Origin of the sequence: Streptomyces lothianensis, assembly GCF_047779955.1 — a bacterium.
Classification (GTDB): domain Bacteria; phylum Actinomycetota; class Actinomycetes; order Streptomycetales; family Streptomycetaceae; genus Streptomyces.
The window spans coordinates 129,654-141,446 of sequence record NZ_JBLMKT010000049.1 but is presented as its reverse complement, the minus strand read 5'-3'; the positions used below and the strand labels follow the sequence as shown (position 1 = coordinate 141,446).

11 protein-coding genes and 1 pseudogene are annotated in these 11,793 nt (G+C 70.5%); 11 read left to right on the top strand and 1 reads right to left on the bottom strand.

What is annotated here, in order from left to right; translation table 11 throughout:
• Position 1 precedes the first annotated feature (1 nt).
• The 6 genes from ACLF6P_RS18060 (at position 2) to ACLF6P_RS18035 (ending at position 5,479) form a co-directional block, all read left to right on the top strand.
• Positions 2-310, top strand: coding sequence for a DUF2469 domain-containing protein (locus ACLF6P_RS18060; protein WP_003993268.1), 309 nt, complete (start codon positions 2-4; stop codon positions 308-310).
• Positions 311-415: 105 nt separating this feature from the next.
• Positions 416-796: a YraN family protein gene (locus ACLF6P_RS18055; protein ID WP_415951471.1), complete on the top strand. Its 381-nt coding sequence runs from the start codon at positions 416-418 to the stop codon at positions 794-796.
• On the top strand, positions 796-2,415 hold the full coding sequence (locus ACLF6P_RS18050) for a YifB family Mg chelatase-like AAA ATPase (protein ID WP_415951470.1): 1,620 nt from the start codon (positions 796-798) through the stop codon (positions 2,413-2,415). Before ACLF6P_RS18055 ends, ACLF6P_RS18050 begins: the two co-directional genes overlap by 1 nt.
• A gap of 182 nt (positions 2,416-2,597) precedes the next feature.
• Positions 2,598-3,746, top strand: coding sequence for a DNA-processing protein DprA (dprA, locus tag ACLF6P_RS18045; RefSeq protein ID WP_415951468.1), 1,149 nt, complete (start codon positions 2,598-2,600; stop codon positions 3,744-3,746).
• Positions 3,747-3,994: 248 nt separating this feature from the next.
• Complete coding sequence (gene whiG / locus ACLF6P_RS18040; protein WP_415951467.1) at positions 3,995-4,828, top strand: RNA polymerase sigma factor WhiG; 834 nt, start codon at positions 3,995-3,997, stop codon at positions 4,826-4,828.
• A gap of 93 nt (positions 4,829-4,921) precedes the next feature.
• Positions 4,922-5,479 carry a TetR/AcrR family transcriptional regulator gene (locus tag ACLF6P_RS18035; RefSeq protein ID WP_415951557.1) on the top strand — a complete coding sequence of 186 codons (558 nt, stop codon included), beginning with the start codon at positions 4,922-4,924 and terminating at the stop codon, positions 5,477-5,479.
• A gap of 453 nt (positions 5,480-5,932) precedes the next feature.
• Here the strand turns inward: ACLF6P_RS18035 and ACLF6P_RS18030 are convergent.
• Positions 5,933-6,331 (bottom strand): annotated as a pseudogene (locus ACLF6P_RS18030) (peptidoglycan DD-metalloendopeptidase family protein); the annotation flags it as partial.
• A 520-nt stretch (positions 6,332-6,851) separates the two neighbouring features.
• Here ACLF6P_RS18030 and rpsB point away from each other — a divergent pair.
• The 5 genes from rpsB to ACLF6P_RS18005 all read left to right on the top strand — a co-directional run bounded on the left by rpsB (position 6,852) and on the right by ACLF6P_RS18005 (position 11,714).
• Positions 6,852-7,715 (top strand): 30S ribosomal protein S2, encoded by an 864-nt coding sequence (rpsB, locus tag ACLF6P_RS18025; protein ID WP_415951465.1) that lies wholly within the window; start codon positions 6,852-6,854, stop codon positions 7,713-7,715.
• A gap of 99 nt (positions 7,716-7,814) precedes the next feature.
• Positions 7,815-8,651, top strand: a complete 837-nt coding sequence (gene tsf / locus ACLF6P_RS18020; RefSeq protein WP_415951464.1) for a translation elongation factor Ts — start codon at positions 7,815-7,817, stop codon at positions 8,649-8,651.
• A gap of 202 nt (positions 8,652-8,853) precedes the next feature.
• On the top strand, positions 8,854-9,609 hold the full coding sequence (gene pyrH, locus ACLF6P_RS18015; protein ID WP_415951462.1) for a UMP kinase: 756 nt from the start codon (positions 8,854-8,856) through the stop codon (positions 9,607-9,609).
• Positions 9,610-9,858: 249 nt separating this feature from the next.
• Positions 9,859-10,416, top strand: a complete 558-nt coding sequence (gene frr, locus ACLF6P_RS18010) for a ribosome recycling factor (RefSeq protein WP_415951461.1) — start codon at positions 9,859-9,861, stop codon at positions 10,414-10,416.
• Positions 10,416-11,714: a phosphatidate cytidylyltransferase gene (locus tag ACLF6P_RS18005; RefSeq protein ID WP_415951460.1), complete on the top strand. Its 1,299-nt coding sequence runs from the start codon at positions 10,416-10,418 to the stop codon at positions 11,712-11,714. The genes frr and ACLF6P_RS18005 overlap by 1 nt, the downstream gene beginning before the upstream one ends.
• The last annotated feature ends 79 nt before the right edge of the window (positions 11,715-11,793 follow it).

Sequence of the window (11,793 nt, the reverse complement as noted above, 5' to 3'; positions counted from 1 at the left end):
CATGAGCGCCGAGGACCTCGAGAAGTACGAGACCGAGATGGAGCTGAAGCTCTACCGGGAGTACCGCGATGTCGTCGGTCTGTTCAAATACGTGATCGAGACCGAGCGGCGCTTCTACCTCACCAATGACTACGAGATGCAGGTGCACTCGGTCCAGGGCGAGGTCTTCTTCGAGGTGTCCATGGCCGATGCCTGGGTCTGGGACATGTACCGGCCGGCCCGCTTCGTCAAGCAGGTGCGGGTGCTCACGTTCAAGGATGTGAACATCGAGGAGCTCAACAAGAGCGATCTCGAGCTGCCGAGCGGCTGAGTTCCCCCTTTCGGGTGAGCGGGTTGTCCACAACCCGTCGGTAATCCACCAAGATCAACAACTTTCGCGGTTCTGCGTCACCTTCGAATCCGGAGGTGATGCCCCATGAGCGCACGCAGTGCACTGGGCACATACGGAGAGAACCTGGCGGCACGCCGGCTGACCGAGGCCGGACTGAACATCCTGGCGCGCAACTGGCGCGCGGGCCGCGGCGGAGAGATCGACATCGTCGCGATGGACCGCGACGCGCTGGTCATCTGCGAGGTCAAGACCCGAAGAGCGGGACCACCGGGCGCACCCGCGCCCTTCCAGCACCCCATGGAGGCCATCACACCGGCCAAGGCGCAACGGCTGCGCACCCTCGCGGAGAGCTGGGTGCGCGGCCACGGCGGACCGCCGCCCGGCGGCGTGCGGATCGATCTCGTCGGCGTCACGCTGCCGTCGCGCGGCGCCCCGGTGGTCGAGCATGTACAGGGGGTGGCCTGATGGCCTTCGCCCGTACGTGTGCGGTGACTCTCGTCGGTGTCGAAGGCGTCGTCGTGGAGGTGCAGGCCGATCTGGAGCCCGGCGTCGCGGCCTTCACGCTCGTCGGCATGCCCGACAAGAGCCTCACCGAGAGCCGGGACCGGGTGCGCTCGGCCGTGGTCAACTCCGGAGCCGACTGGCCGCAGAAGAAGCTCACGGTCGGGCTCAGCCCGGCTGCCGTGCCCAAGGCGGGCTCCGGATTCGATCTCGCCGTGGCATGCAGCGTGCTCGGTGCGGCAGAGCGGATCCACCCCCGCGAGCTCGCCGACGTCGTGATGATCGGCGAGCTGGGGCTCGACGGGCGGGTCAGGCCGGTGCCGGGCGTACTGCCTGCCGTGCTCGCGGCCGCCGACGCCGGCTTCAGGAAGGTGGTGGTGCCGGAGGCCACGGCCGCGGAGGCGAAGCTGGTGCCCGGAGTCTCCGTGCTCGGCGTGCGCACACTGCGTCAGCTCATCGCCGTGCTCGGGGACGAACCGGTGCCGGACGAGGAGTCCGACGACACCGGGTGCCCCGATGCCTCGCTCGCGGGTCTGCTCGTGCCGGGCGCGGGGGTCGGCACCGGGCTCTCGGGAGTGGGGGAGCAGGAGCGGCCGCTCGATCTCGCCGATGTGGTCGGCCAGACCTCGGCGCGCACGGCACTCGAAGTCGCGGCGGCGGGCGGACACCACCTGTTCCTGTCCGGACCGCCAGGGGCGGGCAAGACCATGCTCGCCGAACGGCTGCCCGCGATCATGCCGCCGCTGACCCGCCCGGAGGCCCTGGAGGTCACGGCCGTCCACTCGGTGGCGGGCATGCTGCCACCGGGACGGCCGCTGGTCGACATGCCGCCCTACTGCGCACCCCACCACTCGGCGACCATGCAGTCCCTGATCGGAGGCGGGAACGGACTGCCCAGGCCGGGGGCGGTGTCCTTGGCCCACCGTGGGGTGCTCTTCATGGACGAGGCGCCGGAATTCAGCCCGAAGGCGCTGGACTCGCTGCGGCAGCCGCTGGAGTCCGGGCATGTGATCGTGGCCAGGGCGGCGGGGGTGGTGCGGCTGCCTGCCCGGTTCCAGATGGTCCTGGCCGCGAACCCCTGTCCTTGTGGGCAGTACACGGTCATGGGCGACGGCTGCGAATGCCTGCCCGCGATGGTGCGGCGCTATCAGGCGCGCCTCTCCGGACCCCTGCTCGACCGCGTCGACCTCAAGGTCGAGGTGGAGCGCGTCACCCGCACCGAGCTCGTGGGCGAGCTCGGCGGCGGGGAGCCCACGTCCTGCGTGGCGGACCGGGTGCGCGCCGCCCGCGAGCGGACCCTGGCCCGCCTCGACGGAGCGCCATGGCGGACCAACGCCGAAGTGCCCGGCCACGAGCTGCGCACCCGCTGGCGAGCGGCACCCGGGGCGATGGCCTGCGCCGAGCGGGACCTGGAACACGGCCTGCTCACCGCCCGCGGCCTCGACCGGGTCCTGCGCGTGGCCTGGACGATCGCCGACCTGGTCGGCCACCCACGGCCCGACGCCTCGGACGTCGGTCTGGCACTGCAACTGCGCACGGGGATCTCGCGCGGCGCGCCGATGGTGATCGGGGCGGGCGGATGAGCGGGGCGCAGGGGCAGGAGCAGTCGGTGGGGCCGGCTGAGCCGGGTGGGTCCGGGGGCGTGGATGCCGCGGCGGACGGGACCGGGTGGACGGACGCGGCGGCGGACACCTCCGGATGTGCGGGTGCGGGTGCGGGTGCGGGTGCGCGTGCGGTGTCGGACGGGTCGGGGTGCGCGGATGCCGTGCACGAAGAGGAGCGACTGGGGCGCCTTGCGCTGGCGCGGGCGTTCGAGCCGGGGGACGAGCACGCAGGGCGCTGGCTGCGGTCGTACGGCGTGAGGGGGACCATCGAGCGGATCACCGCGCAGGACGAGTCGCTGAACGGGGTGAAACCCGCACGCCTCATCGGACTCGACGCACGCCTGCGGGCCGCGCGGCCCGAGCATGACCTGGAAGCCTCCACGGCGGCCGGCGCGCGGTTCGTGATCCCCGGGGATGCCGAATGGCCACTGCAGCTGGACGACTTGGGCGATGCGAGGCCGGTCGGCCTGTGGGTCAGAGGGCGGCCTTCGTTGCGGATCTGGGCCCTGAGATCCGTCTCCGTGGTCGGCTCGCGTGCCTGCACGGCCTACGGGGCACACATGGCCCAGACACTTGCCGCGGACCTCGCAGCGCGCGGCTGGATCGTCGTGTCCGGCGGCGCGTACGGCATCGACGCGGCCGCGCACCGCGGCGCGCTGTGCGAAGGCGGGGCGACCATCGCCGTCCTCGCGTGCGGCGTGGACCATGTGTACCCCTCGGGGCACAGACAACTGTTCGCCCGGATCGGTGAACAAGGACTGCTGGTGGGGGAGTTACCGCCCGGATCGCATCCGACCCGCTTCCGCTTCATCCAGCGCAACCGCGTCATCGCGGCGTTGACCAGGGGCACCGTCGCCGTGGAGGCCGCGCTGCGCAGCGGCGCCCTGATCACCGTGCGGCGCGCCCAGGCGCTCGGACGGCACACCATGGGCGTCCCGGGCCCCGCCACCAGCGGACTTTCCGCCGGAGTGCACCAACTGCTGCGCGGCGAGGGCACCCTGGTCACCGAAGCCGCCGAGGTCATCGAACAGGTCGGCGGCATGGGTGAACTCGCTCCCGAGCGCCGTGGCCCCATCCTGCCCAGGGACCTCCTCGACCCGCGGGCCGCGCGCGTGCTCGAAGCAGTGCCGGCGCGCGGCGCCGTCGCGGCCGAGGGCATCGCGCGCGCCGCGCAGACGGACGTGGACGAGGCGGTCGGCAGGCTGTACGAACTGCAGTCACTGGGGTTCGTCGAACGACACGGCGACGGCTGGAAGTTGACACGCCAGGCGCCCGGTCCGTCCGCACGGGGCGAGAGGGGGGCGGTATGACCGGTTGAGCCGTCCGGCGGACCGGCCGTGACCCGGGCGGTTCCCGGGATCCGAGGCCCTCGAAGACCCATTGGGCGCGAACCAGGCGTCAGCGGGCGAAGTCCAATCGCGCCCATACGAGCAAGGGTGATCCCCTGCCCTTCGCGCACTGCGACACTCCAGTCACGCTACGCTCACAAGGTTCCCGACTCCGAAACGGCTCAACTCGGTTTCAGCTCTCGGTTCCACAGAACGGCACAAGGCCACGAATGCCCCAGCACACCTCCGGGTCTGACCGCGCGGCACTTCCCTCAGCCGCCCGCGGCGGTGAGCGGCCGCCCGCACCCTCGTCGCTCGACGAACTGTGGCGGTCGTACAAGACATCGGGCGACGAACGGCTGCGCGAGCAGCTGATCCTGCACTACTCGCCCCTGGTCAAGTACGTGGCGGGCCGGGTGAGTGTGGGACTGCCGTCCAATGTGGAGCAGGCGGACTTCGTGTCCTCCGGTGTGTTCGGCCTGATTGACGCGATCGAGAAGTTCGACATCGAGCGCGAGATCAAGTTCGAGACCTACGCGATCACGCGCATCCGGGGTGCGATGATCGACGAACTGCGCGCACTGGACTGGATCCCCCGTTCCGTGCGGCAGAAGGCGCGCAATGTGGAGCGCGCCTACGCCACACTGGAGGCGCAGCTGCGGCGTACGCCCTCGGAGGCCGAGGTGGCGTCCGAGATGGGGATCGCGGTCGAGGAACTGCATGCGGTCTTCAGCCAGTTGTCGCTTGCGAACGTCGTGGCGCTGGAGGAGCTGCTGCATGTCGGCGCCGAGGGCGACCGGCTGAGCCTCATGGAGACGCTGGAGGACACCACGGCGGACAACCCCGTCGAGGTGGCCGAGGACCGCGAGTTGCGGCGGCTGCTCGCCCGGGCGATCAACACCCTGCCCGACCGCGAGAAGACCGTCGTGACGCTCTACTACTACGAAGGCCTGACACTGGCCGAGATCGGCAATGTGCTCGGTGTGACGGAGAGTCGGGTCAGCCAGATCCACACCAAGTCGGTGCTGCAGCTGCGGGCGAAGCTGGCCGGCTTCGGTCGCTGAATCGGTCCTGCCGGGCCGGGTGTGCGGCGCTGTGGCTCCGCCACGGGGAGGCTCCGTAGAGTGGACACCGTGCCCAGGATTCGAGCGGCCTCAGTGGCCGAGCACCGGTCGATGCAGCGTGGCGCCCTTCTCGACGCCGCGCGTTCCCTGCTGTCCGAGGGCGGGACGGAGGCGCTGACCTTCCCCGCACTCGCCGAGCGGACCGGCCTGGCCAGATCCTCCGTCTACGAGTACTTCCGCTCCCGCGCGGCTGTTGTCGAGGAGCTGTGCGAGGTCGACTTCCCCGTGTGGGCGGCGGAGGTCGAGGCCGCGATGGAGGCGGCGCCCACGCCCACGGACAAGGTCGAGGCGTATGTGCGGGCGCAGCTGGCGCTCGTCGGTGACCAGCGGCACCGCGCCGTGGTCGCGATCTCCTCCAGCGAACTGGACGCGGGCGCCCGGGAGAAGATCCGGGCCGCGCACGGCGGCCTGGTGGCGATGATCGTCGAGGCGCTGGAGGCGTTGGGCCATGATCAGCCTCGGCTCGCCGCCATGCTGTTGCAGGGTGTCGTCGACGCCGCGGTGCGGCGGATCGAGCTGGGCGGGGTGGAGGACGCGTCGAGCATCACGGACGCGGCGGTCGCAATGGCCTTGCGCGGCGTTTGCGGCTGACGGTGTGCCCCAGGGGGCTTGGTCCCGTAGGCCCCGATCGCGCCGGACCTGTTCGGCCTCGGAAACCGGGTCCGGACCCGGCCCCGGACCGGGCCGAGGGCGCGGGGTGCTGGGGTGTCGGCGGGTGAGGCAGCGGTGAGCCAGTCCCGCCGTCAGGGTCAGGACTGCCGCTTGGAGGAAGTCCGTGGGCCCGGCCGCGAAAGGCGGCACGGCAGGAGCCGGCGCCCGGGTCGTGCGGATCGAGGGTGGATCCGGGACCAAGGTTGGTTCCGGGATCAAGGTTGGTTCCGGGGCCGAGGTTGGTTCCGGGGCCGAGGGTGGTTCCGGCACGTTGAAGACCGGGAGCAGGCGGGACGGGCCCCGGTGGAGCATCCACCCCGGGAGCAGGCCGAGCGGGTCGAGGTAGGTGTCCCCACGGAGCAGGCCCCAGTGGAGGCAGCCGGTGCCGGGGCAGTGGAACGGGCCGTTCGCCAGGACGGCGACCACCTGGCCCGCGCTCACCTCCTCGCCCTCGTCGACCAGCGCCCGCACCGGCTCGTAGGTCGTCCGCAGCGGCGGCTCGCCCGTGCCCGCAACCTCGAGGGAGAGCACGCCGCGGCCCGCCACCTGCCCGGAGAAGGAGACCCTGCCCGCGGCGGCCGCACGCACCGGTGTACCCGGCGCGGCCGCCAGGTCCACGCCCCGATGACCGGCGCCGTACGGAGAGGCGGGCGGATCCCACCCGCGTACCACCGGCGGTCGCTCCCCGACGGGCCACGCGCGCCCGCCGCCCGGCTCCTCGCCGCCCGGCTCCTCGGCGCCCGGGTCCGCCACGGCCTCCGCGCTCGTGACCGGGCGGGAGCCCGCGGTCATCACCCCCGGCCCCAGGCCCACGCTCGCCCGTCCAGGCCCCGAACCACCATGAGCTCCCGCCGTGGCCGTGGCCGCGATCACCGCCACCGCCCCAGCCAAGGCGATCACCGCCCCCACGACAGCCGGCACCCCGCCGTGGTGGGGCAGCCGGACCCGTAACCCCCACCACCGCCCACGTCCGCGCCCCGGACGGGGCCGCCGCCCCCGAGGCCCCCGCAGCCCGCCGGCCGCCCTGCAGAACACCGTTTCGTACATGCCCGCGACAGTCCCAGAAGAGAGGGATTCGCGCCGCGGGCTGTGGACAACCAGCCGCTTGTGGACAGTGGCGTCACCCGGTGCCCCCACGGTCCCGTACACTTCTGGTGGCGATCCGGGTCACCGGGTCGACTTCGCACGCCCCGACGCCGCGCTTTCGAGCCGTCGGAGTCAGTGCCCAATCGGTCCCCGTACATCCACACGTACGCGGCTGGGCGCGCGTGGGCGTCAGGTACACAACCGAGAACACACAAGGAGTACGGCCATGGCCGTCGTCACGATGCGGGAGCTGCTGGAAAGCGGCGTCCACTTCGGTCACCAGACCCGCCGTTGGAACCCGAAGATGAAGCGCTTCATCTTCACCGAGCGCAACGGCATCTACATCATCGACCTGCTCCAGTCGCTGTCGTACATCGACCGCGCCTACGAGTTCGTCAAGGAGACCGTCGCCCACGGCGGCACGGTCATGTTCGTCGGCACGAAGAAGCAGGCGCAGGAGGCCATCGCCGAGCAGGCCACCCGCGTCGGCATGCCCTACGTGAACCAGCGCTGGCTGGGCGGCATGCTCACCAACTTCTCGACCGTCTACAAGCGTCTGCAGCGCCTCAAGGAGCTCGAGCAGATCGACTTCGACGACGTCGCCGCCTCGGGTCTGACCAAGAAGGAGCTCCTGGTCCTCTCGCGTGAGAAGGCCAAGCTGGAGAAGACCCTCGGTGGTATCCGCGAGATGCAGAAGGTGCCCAGCGCCGTCTGGATCGTGGACACCAAGAAGGAGCACATCGCCGTCGGCGAGGCTCGCAAGCTGAACATCCCGGTCGTCGCGATCCTCGACACCAACTGCGACCCCGACGAGGTCGACTACAAGATCCCCGGCAACGACGACGCGATCCGCTCCGTCACGCTGCTCACCCGCGTCATCGCCGACGCCGTCGCCGAGGGCCTCATCGCCCGTTCCGGTGGTGCCGGCGAGGGCAAGGGCGAGAAGCAGGCCGGCGAGCCGCTCGCCGAGTGGGAGCGCGACCTCCTCGAGGGCGAGAAGAAGGCTGACGCCCAGGAGGCCCCGGCCGCCGAGAAGCCGGCTGAGGCCGAGAAGCCCGCCGAGGCCGAGAAGCCGGCCGAGCAGGCCTGAATCTCACCCCTGGGTTCCAGTTTCGGTAAGTGACGGCGGGGGCCGACCAAGCCCCCGCCGTCCCCCCGTACACAGACTTCGAGAAAGATTCACTGAATCATGGCGAACTACACCGCCGCCGACGTCAAGAAGCTCCGTGAGCTCACCGGCGCAGGCATGATGGACTGCAAGAAGGCGCTCGACGAGGCCGAGGGCAACGTCGACAAGGCCGTCGAGGCGCTCCGAATCAAGGGCCAGAAGGGCGTCGCCAAGCGCGAGGGCCGCTCCGCCGAGAACGGCGCCGTCGTCTCCCTCATCGCCGACGACAACACCTCCGGTGTCATCGTCGAGCTGAAGTGCGAGACCGACTTCGTCGCCAAGGGTGACAAGTTCCAGGCCGTCGCCAACCAGATCGCCGAGCACGTCGCGAAGACCTCCCCGGCCGACCTCGAGGCGCTGCTCGCCTCCGAGATCGAGGCCGGCAAGACCGTGCAGGCCTTCGTCGACGAGGCGAACGCCAACCTCGGCGAGAAGATCGTCCTGGACCGCTTCGCGCAGTTCGGTGACGGCTTCGTCTACGCCTACATGCACCGCACGATGCCCGACCTGCCCCCGCAGATCGGTGTTCTCGTCGAGTTCGACAAGGCCGACGCCGAGACCGCCAAGGGCATCGCGCAGCACATCGCCGCCTTCGCGCCGAAGTACCTCTCCCGTGAGGACGTTCCGGCCGAGGTCGTCGAGTCGGAGCGCCGCGTCGCCGAGGAGACCACCCGCGCCGAGGGCAAGCCGGAGGCCGCGCTCCCGAAGATCGTCGAGGGTCGCGTCAACGGCTTCTTCAAGGAGGCCACCCTCCTGGGTCAGCCCTACGCGCTGGACAACAAGAAGACCGTCGAGAAGGTCCTGGCCGAGGCCGGTGTCACCCTGAAGCGCTTCTCGCGCATCAAGGTCGGCATCTGAGTCCGTACCGCGACCGACGGTAGACCCCGATAGGGTCGATGGCAGTCGCCCGCCCACGCCTCGCGGACGGGCGGACGACCGCAGAACTGACGAGGAGGCCATTGCCGCGCAGGGAGATCCCAGCCCCGGCAATGGCCTTCTCGTATGTGCATCACCGATGCGCGTGACGGACGTGCACCACAGCACCACAAGGGAGAACCCCATGTCCCATGCCGGCCACAGCACCGACGGCAAGAAGTCCGGCCGCTTCCTGCTGAAGCTCTCCGGTGAGGCCTTCGCCGGCGGCGGCGGTCTCGGCGTCGACCCCGACGTGGTGCACGCCATCGCCCGCGAGATCGCCGCGGTCGTCCGCGACGGCGCGCAGATCGCCGTGGTCATCGGCGGCGGCAACTTCTTCCGCGGCGCCGAGCTGCAGCAGCGCGGCATGGACCGGGCCCGCTCCGACTACATGGGCATGCTCGGCACGGTCATGAACTGCCTCGCCCTGCAGGACTTCCTGGAGAAGGAAGGCATCGACTCCCGCGTCCAGACCGCCATCACCATGGGCCAGGTCGCGGAGCCGTACATCCCGCTGCGCGCCGTACGGCACCTGGAGAAGGGCCGCGTCGTCATCTTCGGCGCCGGTATGGGCATGCCGTACTTCTCCACCGACACCACCGCCGCGCAGCGCGCCCTGGAGATCGACGCCTCGGTGATGCTCATGGGCAAGAACGGTGTCGACGGGGTCTACGACTCCGACCCGAACAAGAACCCCGACGCGGTCAAGTTCGACGCCCTCGAATACGGCGAGGTCATCACGCGTGACCTCAAGGTCGCCGACATGACCGCGATCACCCTGTGCCGGGACAACGCGCTGCCGATCCTCGTCTTCGAACTTCTGGCGGAGGGCAATATCGCCCGCGCCGTCAAGGGTGAGAAGATCGGCACGCTCGTGAGCGACCGGGGCACCCGGAGCTGACGGTTCCTTCCGGGAGCTGACTGTTCCTTCCGGAGCAATCCGGAGCAATCCGGAGCAGTCCGGAGCAATCCGGAGGACATGGTCGCTCCGGGGGACATCCCGTACCGTCCGCCGCCGGGCCCGCGGCTTCGGCGGCGTCGGTACGGGGATGGACAAAGCCCCTGCCGGTCGGACACCGTGCAGGAAAGAGACGGACCTAGCCGGCCGCCCCGTGCATGCCGGGCCACTCAAGACACGCAGGAGCAAGTGGTGATCGAAGAGACCCTCCTCGAGGCCGAGGAGAAGATGGAGAAGGCCGTCCTGGTCGCCAAGGACGACTTCGCCGCGATCCGCACCGGGCGTGCGCACCCGGCGATGTTCAACAAGATCGTGGCCGACTACTACGGCGCCCTGACGCCGATCAACCAGCTGGCCTCGTTCTCCGTGCCCGAGCCGCGGATGGCCGTGGTGACCCCGTTCGACAAGAGCGCCCTGCGCAACATCGAGCAGGCGATCCGCGATTCCGACCTGGGCGTCAACCCGAGCAACGACGGTCACATCATCCGGGTGGTCTTCCCGGAGCTGACCGAGGAGCGCCGCCGCGAGTTCATCAAGGTCGCCAAGGGCAAGGCCGAGGACTCCAAGATCTCGATCCGCTCCGTGCGCCGCAAGGCCAAGGAGACGATCGACAAGGCGATCAAGGATGGCGAGGTCGGCGAGGACGAGGGCCGGCGCGCCGAGAAGGAGCTCGACGACACCACCTCGAAGTACGTCGCACAGGTGGACGAGCTGCTCAAGCACAAGGAAGCCGAGCTGCTCGAGGTCTGATGAACGACTCTTCCTGGGGGGCTCCGCCGCAGGCCGGCTATTGGGGGCCGCCCGAGATGGGCCCTGTCCAGGGGCGCCCCGAGGCGGGTCCTGCCTACGATGAGCCGGAAGTTCAGCAGACCCGGCCCATGCCCGTCCTGCCGGATGCCGACGTCGCACCCATGCGGACGGCAGCGGGCGGACCGGGCATGGACCAGGACCAGTACGGAACGGGGGCCTCTCGGCTGAGCGGCCCCCTGTTCCGCGACGAGATGCCACAGGAGCCCATGCCCAGCGCAGCCCCCGCACCTTCGGGTGAACAGCCCGAGCCGCCGCGCCACGCGGCGCCCCAGGCCGGGGACCACAGTGCGCAGGCCGGGGCTCCGTCGGTGCCGGGCACCCCGCCGCACACACACCCCGCGTCGGCCACCCCTGCCACCCCCGACGCCTCGGCCACCCCCGACACTCCTGCCGCTCCCGCCGCTCCTGCCTCCAGGCAGAAGAAGCGGGCAGGCCGCGACCTGCGCGCGGCCATAGGCGTCGGTGTCGGCCTCGGTGCGGTGATCATCGCCTCGCTCTTCATCGTCAAGGCGGTCTTCGTCGGCGTCATAGCGCTCGCCGTCGTGGTCGGCCTGTGGGAACTCACCACACGCCTGCAGGAGCGCAAGCAGATCAAGGCGCCGCTTGTGCCGCTCGCCGTCGGCGGCGCGGCCATGGTCGTCGCGGGATACATCCGCGGCGCCGAGGGCGCCTGGGTGGCGATGGCCCTGACCGCGCTCGCGGTCCTGGTCTGGCGGATGACGGAACCCCCCGAGGGCTACCTCAAGGACGTCACAGCCGGCGTCTTCGCCGCCTTCTACGTGCCGTTCCTCGCCACCTTCGTCGCCCTGATGCTCACGGCGGACGACGGTCCGCAGCGGGTCCTGACCTTCCTGCTCCTGACGGTGGTCAGCGACACGGGCGCGTACGCGGTCGGCTGGCGCTTCGGCAAGCACAAGCTGGCGCCGCGCATCAGCCCCGGCAAGACACGCGAAGGACTGCTCGGCGCGGTCTCCTTCGCGATGGTCGCGGGCGCACTGTGCATGCAGTTCCTCATCGACGACGGCGCGTGGTGGCAGGGCCTGCTGCTCGGCCTCGCGGTCGCGGCGAGCGCCACGCTCGGTGACCTCGGCGAGTCGATGATCAAGCGCGACCTCGGCATCAAGGACATGGGCACGCTCCTGCCGGGCCACGGCGGCATCATGGACCGCCTCGACTCCCTCCTGCCGACGGCACCGGTGGTGTGGCTCCTGTTCGTGGTCTTCGTCGGCACCGGCTGACGACGGCTCGTCTTGTCCGGTTCGTACGGCACGGGGCTCGTCCTTCCGGGGACGGGCTCCGTGCCGTATGCGACCGCGT

Coding starts and splice junctions, on each gene's coding strand:
- ACLF6P_RS18060 (WP_003993268.1), top strand. CDS start 2: ATGAGCGCCGAGGACCTCGAGAAGTACGAGACCGAGATGGAGCTGAAG.
- ACLF6P_RS18055 (WP_415951471.1), top strand. CDS start 416: ATGAGCGCACGCAGTGCACTGGGCACATACGGAGAGAACCTGGCGGCA.
- ACLF6P_RS18050 (WP_415951470.1), top strand. CDS start 796: ATGGCCTTCGCCCGTACGTGTGCGGTGACTCTCGTCGGTGTCGAAGGC.
- whiG (WP_415951467.1), top strand. CDS start 3,995: ATGCCCCAGCACACCTCCGGGTCTGACCGCGCGGCACTTCCCTCAGCC.
- rpsB (WP_415951465.1), top strand. CDS start 6,852: ATGGCCGTCGTCACGATGCGGGAGCTGCTGGAAAGCGGCGTCCACTTC.
- tsf (WP_415951464.1), top strand. CDS start 7,815: ATGGCGAACTACACCGCCGCCGACGTCAAGAAGCTCCGTGAGCTCACC.
- pyrH (WP_415951462.1), top strand. CDS start 8,854: ATGTCCCATGCCGGCCACAGCACCGACGGCAAGAAGTCCGGCCGCTTC.
- ACLF6P_RS18005 (WP_415951460.1), top strand. CDS start 10,416: ATGAACGACTCTTCCTGGGGGGCTCCGCCGCAGGCCGGCTATTGGGGG.